The sequence below is a fragment of the Palleronia pontilimi genome (genome assembly GCF_016412875.1).
GTDB classification, from domain to species: Bacteria; Pseudomonadota; Alphaproteobacteria; order Rhodobacterales; family Rhodobacteraceae; genus Palleronia; species Palleronia pontilimi.
Map to the genome: position 1 here is coordinate 25,108 of NZ_JAEKPD010000022.1, position 19,365 is coordinate 44,472.

Consider the following 19,365-nt stretch of genomic DNA (forward strand, 5'->3'; position numbering starts at 1 on the left):
TGCACGTGGCGGAGCCCGGACGTATCCAAAGGCGTCGCAATCCTCGGCAAAGCGCCGTCTGACCAGGCGTTGTAGGGTCTGGTCCGCCAAGATCTCCTGCCCCACTCACGGATGACGCACGCTGATCACGGCTGTCCCGGTGATTTCTCAGGACAACCCTGGTCACGGACCGGTCGCGGAACCAACTGGATTCTGTTGCCGCCGGTTTTCGGCGGCTGAATGTAGATAAAACGGTAGCGCGAGGAAATCCTGCTTTGCTGGATAGTGCGACACTGCCGTGCTCCCGGTGTCGGCTCCGCGCGATCGATAGCGTGTAGGAGAGGCGCGGCTTCCATGAAGACCCCGACCGGTTCGGTCGACATCACGATGGCGCCCCCTTCCCTTTCACGGACTTCTTCTCCACCCAGCCCAAAAACGCCCGCTCGGGGGCGGCCAGACGCTTGCGGCCCGAGACCTCCCACCAGCTGCGCCACTCGGCCTCCAGCGCGTGGACGTCGGCGCCCGGCAGCATGGCGCGGGCGGTCTCCAGCGTGTCGTCCGACAGGGGCGGCGGCCCCATCCCCGGCGGCGGGACCGCGCGGCGCGGCGTGACGCGCAACTGGTCGCCCGGGACTTCTTCCAGCCGGTAATCGGGCAAATGGTCTTCCGCGATCATCCGGCGAATGGCGGCGCGAAAGACCCGCAGGGGCGCCGTCGATCCCGCTTTCAGATGCAGCGTCGCGAGCCCCACATGCCAGCCGGGCTGCCGCCCGCAATGCTTGCGCGCCAGCTCGTAGACCCGCCGCTCCAAAGGCTTTCTCAGGCGGAAATAGTCCCGTGACAGCGTCAGGACCGATTTCGCCAGCACAGCGCGGAACAGCCAGTCCGACAATGTCACGCTGACCGATACCATGCGCCCACCCCGGGATTTACGCACCACTTCCCAGGCCTCGATCAGGCCGAAGCCGCTGGTGGTCTCTTCGCCCGCGGTGGTGATATTAGTGGTGATACGGGTGCCCGCCAGGCGCTCGAAGGCCTGCACCAGCCGCGCGTAACTGTCGCCCGACGTGTCGCGGTTGGTGGCAACCAACAGGTCATGCGCGGTCAACCGCAGGGTGCGCGTCACCGCACGGCCCGCGTTCAGCGCGGCCACCAGCTGGCTGATGCAATAGATCAAGATGTCCTTGTCGTGGATCGTCGCCCGTCCCCGCACCGACGGCGTCACGGTGATGTCGGCGCCGTTGTGACTATAGCTCAGGATTCGCCTGTCGGGCCGCGTCGACAGCGAAAACAGAGGATGCTCCATGCTGGCCAGATCGTCCTTCAGGCTGGCGCCGAAGATGTCGCAGACGAAGAAATCGCCCGAGGGATGGCGCGCGGGTCCAAGCCCGCCCGGATGGGTGCCGCTGCTCATGTCGTCCGTCCTGCTCGCGAACCTTCCGGTCCGGCGTCATTCGGGCGCGCCGGGACTTCTTCGGGGGTTCAGTAACACCCTAGACATATCCACAGGCCCCGGTCCAGCGCCCGGATCGGGGGATCGGAATCGCGCCCCCGTGGGTTCGGAGTCGTTCCATCGTGGGTTCAGAGTCGCCCGGATCGGACCGCGCTAAGAAAATCATGGGAATTTCAGGATGTTGCTGCGACTCTGAACCACCGATCATCTTCACGTAACGATTCAACTAACATTCTCTAACAGCAAAGAAGTTGCATCAGCGCACCTCCTGTCCCGTCACACCGCTGGTCAGCCCGGGCAAATGCTGAGAAAATCGACAGAATCGGACGGTGCGTCACAAGATTTCTTCCATGTGCGCGCTTTTGTGGTATCCTGCCGAAAATAGCGCACATCAACGTGCCGAGCAGCAGTTCATCCATAGGCACCCTCCCAGGTCCAACGCCCCCCTTCCCCCCTATTTCCGACTCGATCCCGACGCAGCCTTGGCCGGGCTCGGCGCTGCCACAGACACCGAAGCCTTCGCCGAGATCGCCCGCGCCTGCAGCCGGGGCCGCGACGATCTGGCCTCGCGCGGCCTCGAGGGCGACGGCACCCGCAAGCTGCGGATGTTCTCCACGTGGGAGATCACACGCTACCTGATCCCGGTGGCCCAAGGCCATTTCCGCCGCGTGCTGAAGCAGAACCCCGATCTGCCCCAGGGCCTGTCCGAGACCCCGGGCGGTGCCAAGTGGTTCACGCTGGAAGAGGTGCTGCGCCTCAAGGCCCATTTCGGGCAGGAGGGGTCGAAGGCCAAGGAATATCTTCCCTACCGCCCCAAGGGCCTGCCCGCCAAGATCTGTGCCGTTGCCAATTTCAAGGGCGGCGTTGGCAAGACCAGCACGGCAGCCCACCTGGCCATGTCCGCCGCGCTCGACGGCTACAAGGTACTGGTGATCGACCTGGACAGCCAAGGTTCCATGACGTCGATTTTTGGCGGCCGCGTTCAAGACGAATGGCAGACCGTCTTCCCGCTGCTGGCCCGTCACTATGCCCAATACCTGCGCGCCGACAACCAGCGCCGTCTCGACCGCGGCGATCCCCCCCAGCCGCTGGACGAGACGCTGTCGGACGCGCTCGACATCACCGCGAAGGACCTGATTCAGCCCACCCACTGGCCCAATATCGACCTGATCGGCGCCCAGCTGAATCTCTACTGGGCCGAGTTCCAGATGCCCGTCTGGCGCATGCAGGGCCGCGGCTGGAAATTGTGGGACGCGCTGACCGACACGCTGGCCGCCGACGGGGTGCTTGGCGATTACGACGTGGTCTTCGTCGATACGCCACCGGCCCTTGGCTACCTGACGATCAATGGGCTGGCCGCTGCCGATATCCTGCTTGTCCCCTTGGGCGCATCCTTCCTGGAATTCGACAGTACGGGGCGCTTCTTCGACATGCTCCACACCACCTTCCATTCGATTGAGGAGGGCGAGAACATCGCCGCCCGCGCCTTGGGGCGCGACGAGACGCGGTTCGAGTGGGACGCCGTGCGCGCAGTCATCACCCGTTACGACGGCGCGCAACAGGCCGAGCTTTCGGCCCTGATGCAGGCCTATCTGGGTCCCACCCTGTCGCCGCACCGTCAGGGCATCACCGCGCTGATCGGTCAGGCCGGCGAGCAGGTCCAGGGCATCTACGAAGCCGACTACCGCGACTTCAACCGCGAAACCTACGTGCGCGGCCGCGAGACATTCGACGCCACCTACGCCGCTTTCAAGCAGCTGCTGATCGGTGCCTGGCACCGTGATCGGCAAACCAGTGCCGCCGCCGAATGAGCCCGCACCCGGCTTCATCTTTCCCGAAATGCCTCCGGGGGACGCGGCTTTGCCAAGGGTGGGGGCAGATCTCCCAAATGTTTCGCGCGCGAAACATCTCCATACCGGCACCCGTTCTACGCCATCCCGTCTGACCCAAGGATCGCCCCATGGCCAAGCGCAAACGACTGGACCCGCCCAAGACCGACTACCTCAGCGACAGCACCCTAGGCCGCGCGCCCTTCGCCAGTGCCCCCATCTCCGCCCCGCCGCCCATCGCGGGTGTGGCGGGTGACGCGGCCGGTTCCGCCGCCGCGGCCGAGCTGGCGCAGACCCTGTCCGACGCCCGCGCCCAGGGCCGCATGGTCGTGGCGCTGCCGCTGGACGATATCGACGCCACCTATCTGGTGCGCGACCGCGTGGGCATCGATGAAAGCGAGATGGCAGCTCTTGTTGCCAGCATCCGCGCGCGCGGCCAGCAGACACCCATCGAAGTCGTCGATCTGGGTCGCGACGCGCGACCCCGCCATGGGCTGATCTCGGGCTGGCGGCGCCTACACGCCCTGCGGATCCTCGCCGACCAGGGCGAAACTGTCCTTGCTCTGGCGCTTCTGCGCAGTCCTTCCGAGGCCAGCGATGCCTATCTGTCGATGGTCGAAGAGAACGAAATCCGTGTCAATTTGAGCTATTACGAACGCGCCCGCATTGCCCTGAAAGCCGTCGAACAGGGCGCGTTTCCCGATACGAAAAAGGCGCTTCTGTCTCTTTTCCACGCCGCCAGCCGCGCCAAGCGATCCAAGATCCGCAGCTTCGTGACGGTGGTCGAAGCCCTCGACGGCACGCTGCGCTTCCCCGAAGCCCTGGGTGAGCGGACGGGGCTGCGCCTGTCCAAGGCGCTCGACGCCGACCCCACCCTGGCCCGAAAACTGGAAAAGGCGCTGGAAGAGGCTTTGATCGATGACGCCACGGGCGAGCAAGACGCGATCGAGAATGTGCTGAAGGGCGGGCGCGGGGATCCGATGCCGCGCACCAGAACATCCCGTCTTTCGGTGAGGGAGGGGCTGGATCTGGTCAAATTCGAAGATGGCGCCGTGCACCTGTCCGGCCCCGCCATCGACGAGAACTTCCGGCATGCGATCTTGGCCTGGCTGCAAGAAGAAACCTAGTCCTTCAGCAGTCCCAAGATATACTGACCGTAAGAGTTCTTGGCGAATTTCTCGCCTAGCGCGCGCAAGGCATCCCGGTCGATCCAGCCTTTCGAGAAGGCGATCTCTTCGGGGCAGCCCACTTGCTGGCCCTGGCGTTCTGACAGGGTGCGCACGAAATTGCCCGCGTCCAGAAGGCTGCCATGGGTGCCGGTATCGAGCCACGCGAAGCCGCGGCCCATCGGCGCCACATCCAGTTGCCCATCGGCCAGGTACATGTTCAGCAGGGTGACGATCTCAAGCTCGCCACGCGCAGATTTGGTGACGCTCTTGGCGCGTTCGGACGCGGTTTCGTCCAGGAAGTAGAGCCCCGTCACGGCATATTTCGACGGGGGGACCTTGGGCTTCTCGATGATTGACTTCACCCTGCCGTCGCTGTCGAAATCGACCACGCCATAGCGTTCGGGATCCACCACGCGATAGCCGAAGACGGTACCACCCTGCCCTTTCGCCGCGGCGTTGCCCAAGACGATCGGCAGGTCGTGTCCGAAGAAGATGTTGTCGCCCAGCACCATGGTCGACGCGGCGCCGTCCAGAAAGTCTTCCGCCAGAAGATAGGCCTGCGCCAGCCCCTCGGGGCGTTCCTGGACGATCCAGGTGAAGCTCAGCCCCCAGTGCGACCCGTCGCCCAGCGACCGGCGGAACTGGTCCGCGTCGTCGGGGGTGGTGATGATCGCGATCTCGCGGATACCGGTCAGCATCAGTACGCTGATCGGGTAATAGATCATCGGCTTGTCGAAGATTGGCAGCAGCTGTTTTGAGATGCCTTGGGTGATCGGGTAAAGCCGTGTTCCCGAGCCCCCGGCCAAGATGATGCCCTTGCGTGCGACGTTCATGTCAGCTCCTTTACAATGTCCCGGAGGGCGGCTTTCCAGTCGGGACGTGTCACACCGAAATCCGACGCGAGGTCGCTGCAATCCAGGCGCGAATTCAGCGGCCTCCTGGCCGGTGTTGGATAGTCTGCGGTGGGGATGCCGATGATTTTGACATCACGTCCGGCGGCGACAAATGTTTCGCGCGCGAGACATTTCCAGGACGTGTCCGGCGCCCCCGCGAAGGGATACGTACCGCCCCCTTGCCCGTCCGCGATGGCCCGGGCCATGATCATCAGCGCGTCGGCGATCGCGCCCGCCGGTGTCGGCCCGCCGATCTGATCTTCCACGATGGTCAGCGCATCGCGGGTCTCAGGCAGCCGCAGCATGCTCTTCGCGAAATTCATTCCGTGCGCCGAGAAGACCCAGGACGTGCGCAGGATCGCGTGTCGCCCCCCTGCCCCGCGCACCGCCTCTTCACCCGCCAGCTTGGTGCGGCCATAGACGTTCAGTGGCCCAGGGGAGGCATCGGGCCGAAACGGGTCCTCGCCCTGCCCGTCGAAGACGTAATCGGTCGAGATGTGCAGGAAGGGAATGTCGCGATCCGCGGCCGCTTGGGCCATGGCACCTGGGGTGGTGGCGTTGACCCTGCGAGCCAGGTCAGGCTCGGACTCGGCGCGATCCACGGCGGTATAGGCGGCGGCGTTGATGATGGCATCGGCGTCGCTGTCGCGAATGATCGCGGCGCATGTTTCGGAATCGCTCAAGTCCGCTTGCTCGCGACCGAGGCCCGTCACCCAATCATGCTGGTTTAGATGCGTGGCGACTTGGCCCGAGACCCCGAAAACCAGAACTTTCACGCCCCCCGCCCCAGCCTGTCGCCCACGTTGGCGCGGCCCTGCAGTGTGCGCCACCAGGGTTCGTTCTCCAGGTACCATTGCACGGTCTTCTCAAGGCCCTGTTCCAGTGTGAGCGAGGGGCGCCAGTTCAGTTCGGCGCGGATGCGGCCCGGATCGATGGCGTAGCGCAGGTCGTGGCCAGGGCGGTCGGTCACGAACGTGATCAGGCTGGAATAGGGGCGATGCCAGGGTCGCAACCGGTCCAGGATTGCGCAGATCATCTGCACCAGGTCGATGTTGCGCGCTTCATTTTCGCCGCCGATATTGTAGCGTCGCCCGACTTGGCCCTTTCGCAAGACCGTCAGCAGCGCGTCGGCGTGATCCTCAACGTAGAGCCAATCCCGCACGTTCTTGCCCTTGCCATAGACCGGAATGGGGCGATGGGCGAGCGCGTTTAGGATCACGACCGGGATCAGCTTCTCGGGGAAATGATAGGGCCCGTAATTGTTCGAGCAGTTGGTCAGAAGGACGGGCAGGCCGTAGGTCTCGCCCCAGGCGCGGACCAGATGATCGCTGGCGGCCTTTGACGCGGAATAGGGAGAGTTCGGGGCGTAGGGCGTGTCCTCCGTGAACTTGCCCCCTGCCCCTAGGGAGCCGAAGACCTCGTCGGTCGAGACATGGTGGAAGCGGAAATTATCGGGGCGCCCGAGGTCGTTCCAGTGGGCGCGGGCGGCTTGCAGCAGGTTGTAGGTACCAGTCACGTTGGTGTCGATGAACACGCCCGGCCCGTCGATCGAGCGGTCCACGTGGGATTCTGCGGCCAGGTGCAACACCGCGTCCGGGCGGTGCGCAGCGAAAGCTTTGGCCAAGGACGGCGGGTCGCGCAGATCGGCCTGCACAAAGGCGTAGCCGGGCGCGTCCGCGACGGTGGCCACGTTATCGAGACAGGCGGCATAGGTCAGGGCGTCGAGATTGACGACCTCGTGGCCGTCGGCGATGGCGCGGCGCACGAGGGCGGAGCCGATGAAGCCCGCGCCGCCGGTGACAAGGATCTTCATGGGGCGCCCCACGTGAAAACAGGATCCATATCGGCCAGAGCGGGAGCTTTTGCATCCCTGTCCGACAAGATCGGGGCCGTGCTTTCGAGGCCCCAGGCGATGCCGATGTCGGGGTCGTTCCAGGCGATCGCGCCGTCGCAATCCGGGTGGTAGTGATCACTGCATTTGTAGACGATCTCGGTATCGGGCGCGCGGGTGACGAAACCGTGCAGGAAACCACTGGGGATCAGCAATTGCTTGCCGTTTTCCGGCGTTAGTTCGACGCCGGTCCACCGACCGTAGGTGGGCGAGCCCACCCGGATATCGACCGCCACGTCCCACAGCGCGCCGCGGCCGCAACGCACCAGCTTGCTCTGGGCGTGGGGCGGCGATTGGTAGTGCAGTCCACGCAGTGTGTCGGTACGCGCCGAAACCGAATGGTTGTCCTGCACGAAGTCGATATCGAGCCCGGCCTGGGCCATGCGCTGCCGGTTCCACGTCTCGGCGAAGAAGCCGCGATCGTCTCCGAAGCGTTTCGGCGTCAGGATCAGAACGCCGGGCAGGGGGGTCGTTTCGATATACATGCGCGTCCGTCCCATCCGTCGCGGTTCCGCTTTAGCAACCGCATCGTCTTCTGTCACTTGACCTCGCCGGTCCGGCATCGGAAACGGCGCGGATGGTGGATGAGGTCACACAACATTCGGACCGTCTTGTGGCGGTGGTGGTCACCCATGACCGGTTGCAGCAGTTGAAGATCACCGTGGCGCGGTTGCTTGAAGCGGCACCCGATCAGTTGGCGGCGGTTCTGGTGGTCGACAATGCCAGCCGTGACGGCACGGGGGACTGGCTGGCGGGCCGGGACGATGCGCGGCTGCATGTCCTGCGATTGGGCGATAATCGCGGCGGTGCGGGGGGCTTCGCCGCTGGCATCGAACACGCGCTGTCGCGCCTGAGTGCGGGCTGGATCGCCCTGATGGACGACGACGCGCGACCCGAGCCGGGAGCGCTGGCGGCTTTTCACGCCGTGGCGCGGGACCGCGATACGGCCTATGCCGGGGCTGTCCGCTATCCGTCGGGCGATATCTGCGAAATGAACCGCCCCGGGCTGAACCCTTTCGCGCGGCCCCGCGTCCTGTGGGCCACGCTGACGGGGGGCGGACGCAACGGCTATCAGCTTGACGCGGCGGCCTATGACGATGTCGCGCTGCGCGACATCGATATGGGGTCGTTCGTGGGGCTGTTTTTGCCAAAAACAGCCATTCGGGCCGTGGGGCTGCCCGATCCGGCGCTGTTTCTCTACGGAGATGACGTGATTTATTCGCTGCGGCTGCGCAAGGCCGACGTGCGCATCCTGTTCGACCCGGCGCTGCGGTTCGAGCACGATTGCGCGACCTACGTTCCGGGGCAGGGGGCAGCGCGGATCCGGCCGCTCTGGAAAGCCTATTACCTGTTCCGGAACCGGTTGATCATGTACCGCCACGCCGCCGGTCCGCTGTTCTGGCTGTTCGGGCCGGTTCTGGCGGCCAAATGGCGGCTGGATGCGCGGCATTACGGAGCGGACGCGCCGCGCTTTCGCCGGGTTTGGGCCTGCGCCGTGGAGGACGGGATGCGCGGGCGCACGGGGTTGCGGCTGGACGAGGTGCGCGCGCTGGCGGATTAGTTGTTCAGGATCGTGCGGTAGTGCCGCCTCACCAGCATAAGCCCCAGGGCCAGGCAGATCATGCTGACGAGCGTCACGTACGGAATGGACACATAGGTGGCATTGTAGGTTGAATAGATGCCTCTGCGCATCAGGCCGGTGATATGCATCAGCGGATTCCACCACAGGATGGATTGCGCGAGCGGGGGCAGATCCTCGTAGAGGAAGATCACGCCCGAGGCGATGAAAAGCGGCCGGGTGATGATCGACCAGATCTGCTCCCACGGGCTGAAGAGCCCCATGATCGCGCAGTTGAGCGCGCCCACGCCGATCCCAACCAGGACGCCCAAGCCCAATGCTTGGGCGATCGGGCCGATGGAAAGCGCGGTGCCCGTATCGGTGGCGATGAAGATGGCGGTGAGCAGGATATAGGAGACGAGCATCCCAGTCAGCGTGTTCAGGATGACCCGTGCCAAAAGCGCGTCTATCCAGGTCACGGCCGGATAGAACAGGAGCGATTTCGAGAACGTGATGCAGCGTGCGGCGGCGTTCGAGATACTCAGGTACAGCTGGAACGGAAGAAAGCCCGACGCGTAGAACAGAAGGAACGAGTTTCCCAGGGACGGCGCCCGAAGCAGCAGCGAAAATCCCACCGACAGGACGAGAATGGCGCCCAGGGGCTCCAGGATGGCCCAGATGTAGCCTCCGGGTGACCGGCCATAGCGTGAAGACATCTCGCGCAGGATCAGCGCGATGATCGATCGCGGTGCGGCGAAAGAGCGGTTCACGCGCTTGAGCTTGGCGCCGCGATGACGCGGATCTGTGATCTCGGACATGGGCAGCGGAACCGTTCGGAAGACTGGCAATTGCGCCCTGCGATATGTAAGACCCTGCGTGATGAAAGACAAACCCTGCCAGGCCGGGATTTCCACTCCATGATCAGTTCCGAAGACGGCTCAGGGCGCGCTGCGACAGACCCGCAGGCGATGCTGCAGCCTACGGGTCAGACCGTATCGAACCCCGGCTCTTTCAAGAAGAACGTCAAATCCGGCGGCAAGAAGAAGTCTGCCGCGACCGAGATGCCGCTGCACCCGGTCGCGCGCCCGGCCCAGATGCGGCGGCGCCACTGGGGGATCGTGTACAGCTTCCTCGGGATCGTCGTCGGTCCGCTTCTGGCGACGATCATCTACCTGTGGATTTTCGCCGTGGACCAGTATTCTTCGGTCACCGGGTTCACCATCCGGCAGGAGGAGTCGGGTGGGGCGTCGGAAATCCTGGGCGGGCTGAGCGCGCTGACCGGATCGAGCGCGTCGTCGGATGCGGATATTCTCTACGAATTTATCCAGAGCCAGGACATGGTGCGCGGCGTCGACGATGCGCTGGACCTGGTCACGCATTACACCGGGCCGTTCCCGCGTGATCCGATCTTCGCGCTGTGGCCCGATCCCACCATTGAGGCTCTGCAGGAGCACTGGCAGCGCAAGGTGCGGATCACCTTCAACCAGAGCACCGGCCTCATCGAGGTGCGCAGCCTCGCCTTCGCGCCGCAGACGGCCCACGCGATCAACGAAGAGATCGTCGCGCGCAGCCAGGACATGATCAACGATCTGAACCTGCAATCGCGCGAGGACGCGATGCGCTACGCCCGCGCCGATTTGGATGAGGCCCTGTTGCGGCTAAAAACCGCTCGTGAAGCCCTGACATCGTTCCGCACACGGACCCAGATTGTCGATCCGTCGGCTGATATCCAGGGCCGGATGGGGGTGATGAACAATCTGCAGCAACAACTGGCCGAAGCCTTGATCGAATACGACCTGCTGCAGCAGACCACCAGCGAGGGCGATCCGCGGCTGCGCCAGGCCCAGCAGCGCATTACCGTCATCCGGGCCCGCATCGCCGACGAGCGACAGAGCTTCGCCACGGAGGACAACAGCGCCGACCCCGACGGCGAAGACTACCCGACGCTTATCGCCGAGTACGAAGGCCTTATCGTCGATCGTGAATTCGCGGAAGAAACCTATCGCGCGGCGCTGGCGGCCCTCGATGTGGCGCGGGCCAAGGCATCGCGGCAAAGCCGCTATCTGGCGACCTATATTCCGCCGACATTGCCCGAAATGTCGGAATACCCCCAAAGACTGGTCCTGACCGGCATCGCGGGAGGGTTCCTCGTGCTGCTCTGGTCGGTCTTGGCCCTGGTCTACTATTCGATCCGCGACCGTGGGTGAGGCGCGGTCCAGCACAGCCCCGGCGGCGGAAAGATCGCGGGAAGCAGGAACGCAATAGGCGGAAACGGCCATGATCGTATTCGAGAACCTGACCAAGAGCTTCAACCTGCGCGGCTTTCGTAAGGTGGTCATCGACCATCTGAATCTGGTGTTGCCCACCGGTCATTCGCTGGCACTGATGGGACGCAACGGGGCGGGAAAATCGACCCTGATGCAGCTGATCGCGGGCACGCTCCAGCCCGATCGGGGGCGTATCGTCAGCGACGGCTCGATTTCGTGGCCGGTGGGCTTGGGCGGGTCGTTTCACAGGGAGTTGACCGGCGCGCAGAACGTGCGGTTTCTGGCGCGTGTCTATGGCGCCGATACGCAGGAGCTGGAGGATTTCGTCGAGGATTTCGCCGAGCTGGGCAAGCACTTCCACATGCCGGTTCGATCCTATTCCAGCGGAATGCGGTCCCGGCTGACCTTCGGCACGTCGATGGGCATTCCGTTCGACACTTATCTGGTCGACGAGGTGACGGCGGTGGGCGACACGGCCTTCCGCCGCAAGAGCCGCGCGCTGTTCCATGAGCGCATGCAAAACGCATCGGCCATTCTGGTCAGCCACAGTACCAGCGACCTGCGGAATTTCTGCGATGCGGGGATCGTGCTGGAAGATGGGCGGCTGACCTTCTTTGAGGATCTCGAGGAAGCGATCGCGATGCACGAGGACAACATGGGCCGGGTAAAGGCGAATAAGACATGAGCGGATCGACAGGATCAACGCCCCTGGATGCCGCGCGCCGCGTCCTGATGACCGAGGCCGCCGCACTGGGCGGGCTGGCCGACGCCATGCCGTCCGACTTCTCGGCGGCCGTCGCGGCCATTCGCGCCGCCCCCGGCCACGTGATCGTGTCGGGGATCGGCAAATCGGGGCATGTGGGCAACAAGGTTGCGGCGACGCTGGCCAGCACCGGCACGCCCGCGCATTTCGTCCATCCCGCCGAGGCGTCCCATGGCGACCTGGGGATGATCGGCGCAAACGACATCTGCCTGATGATCAGCAATTCCGGCGAGACGACGGAACTGGGTGATATCCTCACCTATTGCACCCGCTTTTCGATTCCGATCATCGGCATCTCGAAGCGGCCGGACAGCACGCTGATGCGCGCGGCGACCTATCGGCTGACCCTGCCCGACGCGCCCGAGGCCTGCCCGATGGGATTGGCGCCCACCACATCGACCACGCTGACGCTGGCCCTGGGCGATGCGCTGGCCGTGGCGCTGATGGAGGACCGCGGCTTCGCGGCCGAGAACTTCGCGGTGTTCCATCCGGGCGGCAAGCTGGGCGCGCAGCTGATGCGGGTGCGTCAGCTGATGCACGGGCCGGATGACCTGCCGCTGGTGGGCGCGGATACGGCGATGGGCGAGACGCTGGTCACGATGACCGCGCGCGGCTTCGGCATCGCGGGCGTGGTGGACGGGCAGGGGCGTCTGGCGGGCGTGGTGACCGACGGCGATCTGCGGCGGCATATGGAGGGACTGATGCAGGCCCGCGCGGGCGATGTCGCGACGCGAAACCCCGTCACCGTGTCCGCCGACATGCTCGCCGCGCAGGCGCTGGCGGTGCTGAATGAGCGCAAGGTTTCGGCGCTGATGGTGGTGGATGGCGACGGGCGTCCCGAAGGCGTCCTGCACATTCACGACCTGCTGCGCGCGGGTGTGGTGTAAGCGTTGGTCCGCACAGCGGCAATCCATCCGGCGAACGGGTTGCGGCGCGCAGGGGCGGAGGCCCAGAGATCACCGCCGCGCCCGGGGTCGGGGAGGATCTCCCACGAATTACAAGACAGTGAAATTCCAGTTGTCGATGTCGGAGATGGACAGATCTTCGACGAACAACTCGTAACCATTGTCCATCTTGAACAAGGCGCCGCCGTCCGTGCTCTGAACATCGGGTGTGTCGCCATAGAAGACCAGCATGTCACGGTCGTCGTCGAAGTCCTTGACCACATCCCGGTCCGTTGCACCAAAGATTTTAAACACGAAGACGTCCTGACCACTTCCGCCGATCAGCGTATCGCTTCCGCTGTCGCCGTCGATAAGATCGTTCCCGCCGCCGCCGCCCAGCCTGTCGTCTCCGCTGCCGCCAGGCAGAGTCTCGGAGCCGGAACCCGCCCAGAGCCTGTCCTGGCCCGTTCCGCCGTGCAGGACATCGTTTCCGCCGCCGCCGCCTAGCCTGTCGTCTCCGCCGCCGCCACGCAGCGTGTCGGAGCCGGAACCCGCCCACAGCCTGTCCCGACCCGATCCGCCCAGCAGGACATCGGTCCCATTGCCGCCCAGAAGAAGGTCGTTCTCGGTTCCGCCCCCAATCCTGTCGTTGCCGACGCCGCCACGCAGCGTGTCGGACCCCGAGCCCGCCCAGATCGTTTCCCGACCCGATCCGCCCATCAGGACATCGTTCCCATTGCCGCCCAGAAGAAGGTCATTCCCGGTGCCCCCCCACCGGCTGTCGGACCCTTCCCCACCGTTCAGAAGATCGTTTTCGCTTCCGCCCCATAGACTGTCATCGCCATCGTTCCCGAAGAGGCGGTCGTCGTCGAGGCCCCCGGCGATGGCGTCGTTGCCCTTGCCGCCGAAAACCGTGTCGTGACCGGTGGACGCGTGAATTACATCGTCGCCGGCGTAGCCGTTTATCACTTCGGACGATCCGCCGCTCTTGTTGGAATAGAAATAATCCGCTTCGGCGCTTCCACGAATGTCCAATCCCGTGCATGTCACATGGTTCATGGTATCGATTCGATCGGAATAGATCGCGAACGGAACGAAGTTGACCTGATCGATCCAAATTTCATCGGCGGAGGCTGGCACACCGTTTTTCCACTCCTCGGGCCAGTGGATGAAATGTACTTCCTCCTCTTCCTCGGTCTCGAGGCGGGCCCCCTCGAGCGCGTAGAGGATTTTGTCGTCGATTAGAATCCATTGCTGACCCTGATAACCCACGATGCGGACATTCGCAGGCGGGTCGGTCAAATCGACGACCTGGCCGTCGATACTGATCGTGTCGCGGGACGCGTCGAAATCATCTATGCGTCCGATGACCTTGTTCTCTGCCTCGTCCAGATCGCGAAACTCGAATGTATCCGCGCCGCTGCCCCCGAACACATGATGGCCGTGCCGACCGATCGACGCATCCTGTACCGGGTCGCTGGCGAGAAGCGATTGAGGTCCGCTTGCCTTCGTAAGGTCGAGGATCAGGCGATCGTCACCGTCTCCGCCGAATATATGGACCTGGCCGCGCGTGGATATCTCGGCCCAAAGTATGTCGTCGCCCTTGTGACCCGCAAGGATCGTCATGTCGTCGTGGGCGTTGGTGGCGTCAGCAAAATAGGTTATCCGATCATCGCCCCCGTAGCCGTCCAGCGTGATCGACCCGCCGACAAACTGCAGGTCGTCGTCCTTCGACGATCCAGTGATGGTATGTCCGTGATTTATGAGACTCAATTTGGCACCCGCAATTTGAACCATGCGCAAGTTAAGCTTGAAACGCTCCGGGTATTAATTGCGCATTCGATTGGATAAACCATTAATGGCGAAATTTGATAATTCCTGAATTTTAGATAATTCTAAAATTACCGATTATCATTTTAAATATTGCCACACGCAGCGTGCCGCGGTTATTAATTTATTACTGGGTAATGATCCGTAAATTGGTTACTCAAATAGAAATGTTTACCCATTCAAGAACAGGCCATGGCGATGACATGCGAGAGGCCCGGGATTTCCTAGATCGGTTATCGTGTCCTCCCTTAGGCCAGGCCGATATTCCATTGGCAAAGGACGCGCCAACCGCTACTCCGGTCGGGTCGGTTCAGAAGGGCATCCATGAAGACCACGATCCTGATACCCGCGCGCTATCAATCCAGCCGATATCCAGGCAAACCGCTGGCCGAGCTGACGCTGCCGTCGGGCACGCGGAAAAGCCTGATCCGCATGTCTTGGGACGCCGCCTGTCAGGTGCACGGCGTGGACCGGGTCGCGATCGCCACCGATGACGACCGCATTGCCGAACACGCGCGCGGCTTCGGAGCCGATGTCGTGATGACCTCGTCCGAGGCGCGCAACGGCACCGAGCGTTGCGCTGAGGCGCTGGTAAACGCGGGAATAGAGACGGATCTGGTCGTGAATCTGCAAGGCGACGCGCCGCTGACACCGCCTTGGTTTATCGAGGATCTGATGGCGGCCATGACGCGGGATGACACGGCGCAGGTGGCCACCCCAGTGTTGCGCTGCGATGCGGTGACCTATGGACATTTCCGTGAGGATCGGCTGGTCGGCCGGGTCGGCGGTACGACGGTTGTGTTCGACCGCAACGGCCACGGGCTCTATGTCTCGAAGGAGGTCATTCCCTTCATCGATCCCGGCAAGCTGCCGGATCCGATCCCGGTCTTTCATCATGTGGGTGTCTACGCCTACCGGCCCGCCGCGCTCAGAGCCTATACCGGCTTCGCCCCCGGCATCCTGGAGGAGCTGGAGGGGCTGGAACAGCTCCGCTTCCTAGAAAACGGCGTGACGGTCGCCTGTGTCGAGGTGGACGGCCGTGGCCGCGTTTTCTGGGAATTGAACAATCCCGAGGACATTCCCCGCATCGAGATAGCTTTGAAGGAACAGGCATGATGGATTTCATCGAGACGAACGTGGTCAAGGTCGGGGATATCGCCATCGGCGGGCGTGAGCCCTTCGCGTTGATCACCGGACCCTGCCAACTGGAAAGCCTGGACCACGCACGGATGATGGTCGAACGGATCGCCGCGGCCTGCGCGCCCACCGGTACCCGCTTTATCTTCAAGGCCAGCTACGACAAGGCCAACCGGTCCTCGATCGGGACCGAGCGGGGCATTGGCATGGAGGAAGGGTTGTCCATCCTGGCAGAATCAGGGACGAATTTGGCTGTCCGACCTTGACCGACGTGCACCTGCCCGACCATTGCGCACCCGCGGCCGAGACCTGCGACGTGATCCAGATCCCGGCATTCCTGTGCCGCCAGACAGACCTGCTCCTGGCCGCCGGGCAGACGGGTGCCGTGATCAACGTGAAGAAGGGCCAGTTCCTGGCGCCGTGGGACATGGGCAACGTGGCCGAGAAGATCGCGTCCACGGGCAATACTCGCATCCTGCTGTGCGATCGGGGCACCAGCTTCGGCTATAACACGCTGGTCAGCGACTTCCGCGGTCTGCCGACCATGGCGCGGACCGGTTATCCGGTGGTATTCGACGCGACCCATTCGGTGCAGCAGCCAGGCGGGCAGGGGACGACGTCGGGCGGCCAGCGCGAATTCGCTCCGGTCCTGGCGCGCGCGGCCTGCGCGGTGGGGGTGTCGGCGCTGTTCATCGAGACGCACGAGGATCCCGACCGCGCGCCGTCCGACGGCCCGAACATGATCCCAGTGGATCGCATGGAGGCGCTGATCGGGCGGCTCAGAGCCTTCGATGCGGTGGCAAAGGGTCTGTAGCGACCGTTGTGGATACGGGCCGGGGACGGGACGGAGCTTCGGCGGATGGGTTCTCCCGCTCTGCCATGAGGGCGGCTAAAGAGGAGCCGCCCCATGCCCGAGGATACCTCGAAGCTGAACCTTCCCCCGGTCCAACCCGCGCGGGGCCAGAAGTACGTCACCCATAACGAGGCGCTGGAGCGCCGGGAATGCTACGACTGGGATGCTGCATATGCACCGCGGCAAAGTCTTCCCGCAGGCGGGCGTCAGCGTTTACCCGCTGGAAATCGCCGCGGTCAACATGACCCAGCTGGGCGTATCGGGCCGCGGCGCAGAAAGCACACCCTTGCGGGCCTATTCCAGCGAAAAAGACATGCGCGGAACACTGTCGGTCCCGATCCCCACCGGCACGCCGTCGCCGGTATCCAAGTCCAACCTGATCTTCGTATTGACTAAGGGGACCGGCACGAATGCACGCAGCGCTGTCGACGATCCGGATCCTGGGGGTCTACATCCAGACCGGGCATCCGACGGAGGGTATACCGTCGACGGCACCGCCTTGACCCTTCGACGCGTGCACGTGCATATCCGCTCGGAATTCATGTGATCGAAAGCGACTGCCATGCCCGCGCCTGATGTTTTTCCGCCTGCTCCGGGACGCCGTTTCGTTCTCATGGGACTGCCGCGCAGTGGAACGACCTACCTGATGACATTGCTGAATTCCCACCGGCAGATCGACTGCTCGGGTGAGCAGTTCAATCCCTATGCGGTGGTCAACGTCTCAGACAAGAAACGGGATATCGACACGGTCCTGTCGCGCGATGCGGCGCCCGAAGAGCACATGAACGCCTTCTTCGCCGAGGCCGAGACCCGCAAGGTCGAAAGGGTCGGGTTCAAGTTCATGCTGGGACACAACATCCGGGTATTGGATCACCTTCTGAAGACGCCGGACGTGACGCTGATCTACGTCCATCGCGACAACAAGCTGGCGCAGGTGTCGTCGTGGATCAAGGCGTCGTCCGAGCGGAAATGGGCGCAGAACACGGTCGACGAACATGTGTCGAAGAAGATCCAGGTCGCGCCGCGCAAGGTCAGCCATATCTGGCATGAATACGCGACCACCGATGCGTTGTTTTCGCGGGTGTTTGAGGATCTGCCGCATCACAAGATCAAGCTTGAGTACCGCGAATTGTTCGCCCCCGGCTTCAACGAACGGATCTGCGGCTTTCTGGGCGTGCAGCCGGATCGCAAGATGAAAAGCCCCCTGGTCAAGCAGGGCAGCAACAATATCCTCGATCGTTTCCAGAATCCAAAGGCCATCGAGAACTATTTCACCACGATCGGTCGCGCCGATTGGCTGGAGCCGGAATTGTGACGAACGCGGTCCGGCCGCTGCGTATCCTGCATTACAATTGGGTCGACTACCTGGACCCCGAAAAGCGCGGCGGCGGTGTTACCGTCTATCTGCGCAACCTGATGGCCCAGTTCGAGAACCACGACGGAGTCAAGGCGGCCTGTCTGAGTGCGGGTCTGATCCACGATCTGCCGAAAGGTGCGCCGCGGTGGGAGCCCACGCGTGTGGGCCCGCGGGCCGACCGCGACCGCCGCTATGTCCTGGTCAATTCGGGTGTTCTGGCCCCCGGACACCATTCCTTCGGCCATGACGCACAGCTGTCCCACCCCGCGACCGAAGCCGCCTTTTGCGACATGGTGGCCCAAACGGGACCATGGGACGTGGTCCATTTCCAGAATTTCGAGGGCGTTCCCATCGGCGTCTTGGCGGCGCTGAAGGGGCGCTTTCCCGACCTGCGCATCGTGGCCAGCCTGCACAACTACTATCCGATCTGTCCTCAGGTGAACCTGTGGCAGCGCGAAGAGGCCCATTGCGACGACTTTCGGGACGGGCGCGCTTGCGTGGGCTGCCTGATGCACCAGCCGTCCGCTAAGCTCGTGACGGCGGCGCATGGGCTGTCCTACCGGTTGCAGCGGCTGGGCATGACGCCCGGGTCGCGGCTGTTTAACGCGACGTTCGGGGCCGCCATCCGCGTGGGGCATCGTGGATCGCGGGCAGTGGGTGCGCTGCGCCGGGTGCGCGCGCATCCCCGAACCGTGGAGCCGGGCGATGTGGCCTCCCTTCCCGCGGCGCGGGGGCCCCGACACTCGGGCGCCTTCGCACGACGGCGGCGCACCATGATCGACGCGCTCAATGATCATGCCGATACGGTGCTGGGCGTGTCGGACCGTGTTTGCGACATCGCCGCGTCCCACGGTGTGTCCCGCGATATTCTGCGCACGTCCTATATCGGCACGGCCCATGCCGCCCTGTTCGACGACACGCAGCCGCGCGGGCCGCTGCCGGGCAAGGCTCGGACGCTGCATTTGGCCTATCTGGGCTACATGCGGCGCGACAAGGGATTCTTCTTCCTTCTCGACGCGCTTGAATCACTGCCCGCGCATCTGGCACTGCGCGTCCGGCTGACCGTCGCCGCGCGCCGGGGCGATGCGGCCGCGATGGGTCGGCTCGACGTCCTGGCCCGACGTCTCGCCGGTCTGCATCACCACGACGGCTACACCCACGACAACCTAGACGACATTCTAGACGACGTGGATGTGGGCGTCGTGCCCGTTCTGTGGGAAGACAACCTGCCCCAGGTCGCCATCGAGATGCACGCGCGGCGTATCCCGCTTCTGACCAGCGATCGGGGCGGTGCGCGCGAATTGGCGAACCATGACGCGATGGTCTTCACGTCGGGGGACACGGCTTCTTTTCGGGCAAGGATTGAGACGATTTTGGACGGGAAGATCGATATCGACGCCTATTGGCGAGACGCGCGTGCGCCCCAGAGCATGGCGGCACATCTGGCGGAATTGCTGGAGATCTACGAAGGTCCGCACGCGAGGCGCTGACGTCGGCCGCGG

The 19,365-nt window shown here is 63.8% G+C and carries 18 protein-coding genes and 1 pseudogene; 11 read left to right on the forward strand and 8 right to left on the reverse strand.

Features of this window, described 5'->3' with window-relative positions; genetic code table 11:
* Positions 1-361: 361 nt before the first annotated feature.
* The gene (locus ILP92_RS16480) at positions 362-1,393 is read right to left on the reverse strand and encodes a replication initiator protein A (RefSeq protein ID WP_198917512.1); all 1,032 of its coding nucleotides are present in this window, start codon (positions 1,391-1,393) and stop codon (positions 362-364) included.
* A 275-nt stretch (positions 1,394-1,668) separates the two neighbouring features.
* Positions 1,669-1,851, reverse strand: coding sequence for a hypothetical protein (locus tag ILP92_RS16485; RefSeq protein ID WP_198917545.1), 183 nt, complete (start codon positions 1,849-1,851; stop codon positions 1,669-1,671).
* On the opposite strand from ILP92_RS16485, the gene ILP92_RS16490 reads away from it, so the two are divergent.
* Together ILP92_RS16490 and ILP92_RS16495 are read left to right on the forward strand one after the other, a co-directional pair.
* The gene (locus tag ILP92_RS16490; RefSeq protein ID WP_198917513.1) at positions 1,783-3,243 is read left to right on the forward strand and encodes an AAA family ATPase; all 1,461 of its coding nucleotides are present in this window, start codon (positions 1,783-1,785) and stop codon (positions 3,241-3,243) included. The two genes, ILP92_RS16485 and ILP92_RS16490, sit on opposite strands and share 69 nt — an antisense overlap.
* A gap of 149 nt (positions 3,244-3,392) precedes the next feature.
* Positions 3,393-4,388: a ParB/RepB/Spo0J family partition protein gene (locus ILP92_RS16495; protein ID WP_198917514.1), complete on the forward strand. Its 996-nt coding sequence runs from the start codon at positions 3,393-3,395 to the stop codon at positions 4,386-4,388.
* Here the strand turns inward: ILP92_RS16495 and rfbA are convergent.
* The 4 genes from rfbA to rfbC are packed head-to-tail and all read right to left on the reverse strand — an operon-like array spanning position 4,385 to position 7,699.
* Positions 4,385-5,263 carry a glucose-1-phosphate thymidylyltransferase RfbA gene (gene rfbA / locus ILP92_RS16500; RefSeq protein ID WP_198917515.1) on the reverse strand — a complete coding sequence of 293 codons (879 nt, stop codon included), beginning with the start codon at positions 5,261-5,263 and terminating at the stop codon, positions 4,385-4,387. The two genes, ILP92_RS16495 and rfbA, sit on opposite strands and share 4 nt — an antisense overlap.
* Entirely contained in the window at positions 5,260-6,099 is an 840-nt protein-coding gene (gene rfbD, locus ILP92_RS16505; protein ID WP_368667916.1) for a dTDP-4-dehydrorhamnose reductase, read from the reverse strand. Before rfbD ends, rfbA begins: the two co-directional genes overlap by 4 nt.
* Positions 6,096-7,136: a dTDP-glucose 4,6-dehydratase gene (rfbB, locus tag ILP92_RS16510; protein ID WP_198917517.1), complete on the reverse strand. Its 1,041-nt coding sequence runs from the start codon at positions 7,134-7,136 to the stop codon at positions 6,096-6,098. The genes rfbD and rfbB overlap by 4 nt, the downstream gene beginning before the upstream one ends.
* A complete protein-coding gene (gene rfbC / locus ILP92_RS16515) occupies positions 7,133-7,699 on the reverse strand; it encodes a dTDP-4-dehydrorhamnose 3,5-epimerase (RefSeq protein ID WP_198917518.1) in 567 nt (188 codons plus the stop codon). The genes rfbB and rfbC overlap by 4 nt, the downstream gene beginning before the upstream one ends.
* A 92-nt stretch (positions 7,700-7,791) precedes the next feature.
* Here rfbC and ILP92_RS16520 point away from each other — a divergent pair, with 92 nt between their 5' ends.
* Entirely contained in the window at positions 7,792-8,775 is a 984-nt protein-coding gene (locus ILP92_RS16520) for a glycosyltransferase (protein WP_214650082.1), read from the forward strand.
* On the opposite strand, the gene ILP92_RS16525 is transcribed toward ILP92_RS16520, so the two are convergent.
* Positions 8,772-9,590 carry an ABC transporter permease gene (locus tag ILP92_RS16525; RefSeq protein WP_198917519.1) on the reverse strand — a complete coding sequence of 273 codons (819 nt, stop codon included), beginning with the start codon at positions 9,588-9,590 and terminating at the stop codon, positions 8,772-8,774. The genes ILP92_RS16520 and ILP92_RS16525 overlap by 4 nt on opposite strands.
* Between ILP92_RS16525 and ILP92_RS16530 the strand changes: the two genes are divergently transcribed.
* The 3 genes from ILP92_RS16530 (at position 9,564) to ILP92_RS16540 (ending at position 12,689) form a co-directional block, all read left to right on the forward strand.
* Positions 9,564-10,979, forward strand: a complete 1,416-nt coding sequence (locus ILP92_RS16530; protein ID WP_235971539.1) for a KpsE/RkpR family capsule polysaccharide export protein — start codon at positions 9,564-9,566, stop codon at positions 10,977-10,979. The two genes, ILP92_RS16525 and ILP92_RS16530, sit on opposite strands and share 27 nt — an antisense overlap.
* A 70-nt stretch (positions 10,980-11,049) precedes the next feature.
* Positions 11,050-11,724, forward strand: coding sequence for an ABC transporter ATP-binding protein (locus ILP92_RS16535; RefSeq protein ID WP_198917520.1), 675 nt, complete (start codon positions 11,050-11,052; stop codon positions 11,722-11,724).
* Positions 11,721-12,689: a KpsF/GutQ family sugar-phosphate isomerase gene (locus ILP92_RS16540; RefSeq protein ID WP_198917521.1), complete on the forward strand. Its 969-nt coding sequence runs from the start codon at positions 11,721-11,723 to the stop codon at positions 12,687-12,689. The genes ILP92_RS16535 and ILP92_RS16540 overlap by 4 nt, the downstream gene beginning before the upstream one ends.
* A 108-nt stretch (positions 12,690-12,797) precedes the next feature.
* Here ILP92_RS16540 and ILP92_RS16545 read toward each other — a convergent pair whose 3' ends face one another.
* Positions 12,798-14,483, reverse strand: a complete 1,686-nt coding sequence (locus ILP92_RS16545; protein WP_198917522.1) for a calcium-binding protein — start codon at positions 14,481-14,483, stop codon at positions 12,798-12,800.
* A 357-nt stretch (positions 14,484-14,840) separates the two neighbouring features.
* On the opposite strand from ILP92_RS16545, the gene ILP92_RS16550 reads away from it, so the two are divergent.
* The 5 genes and pseudogenes from ILP92_RS16550 (at position 14,841) to ILP92_RS18890 (ending at position 19,353) form a co-directional block, all read left to right on the forward strand.
* Positions 14,841-15,632 carry a 3-deoxy-manno-octulosonate cytidylyltransferase gene (locus ILP92_RS16550; protein ID WP_198917523.1) on the forward strand — a complete coding sequence of 264 codons (792 nt, stop codon included), beginning with the start codon at positions 14,841-14,843 and terminating at the stop codon, positions 15,630-15,632.
* Positions 15,632-16,467 (forward strand): annotated as a pseudogene (gene kdsA / locus ILP92_RS16555) (3-deoxy-8-phosphooctulonate synthase). Before ILP92_RS16550 ends, kdsA begins: the two are co-directional and overlap by 1 nt.
* Before the next feature lie 202 nt (positions 16,468-16,669).
* On the forward strand, positions 16,670-17,053 hold the full coding sequence (locus ILP92_RS16560; protein ID WP_198917524.1) for a hypothetical protein: 384 nt from the start codon (positions 16,670-16,672) through the stop codon (positions 17,051-17,053).
* 66 nt (positions 17,054-17,119) lie between these two features.
* Positions 17,120-17,821: a sulfotransferase gene (locus ILP92_RS16565; RefSeq protein WP_268968563.1), complete on the forward strand. Its 702-nt coding sequence runs from the start codon at positions 17,120-17,122 to the stop codon at positions 17,819-17,821.
* Positions 17,818-19,353, forward strand: a complete 1,536-nt coding sequence (locus tag ILP92_RS18890; RefSeq protein WP_198917526.1) for a glycosyltransferase — start codon at positions 17,818-17,820, stop codon at positions 19,351-19,353. The genes ILP92_RS16565 and ILP92_RS18890 overlap by 4 nt, the downstream gene beginning before the upstream one ends.
* Positions 19,354-19,365: the final 12 nt, after the last annotated feature.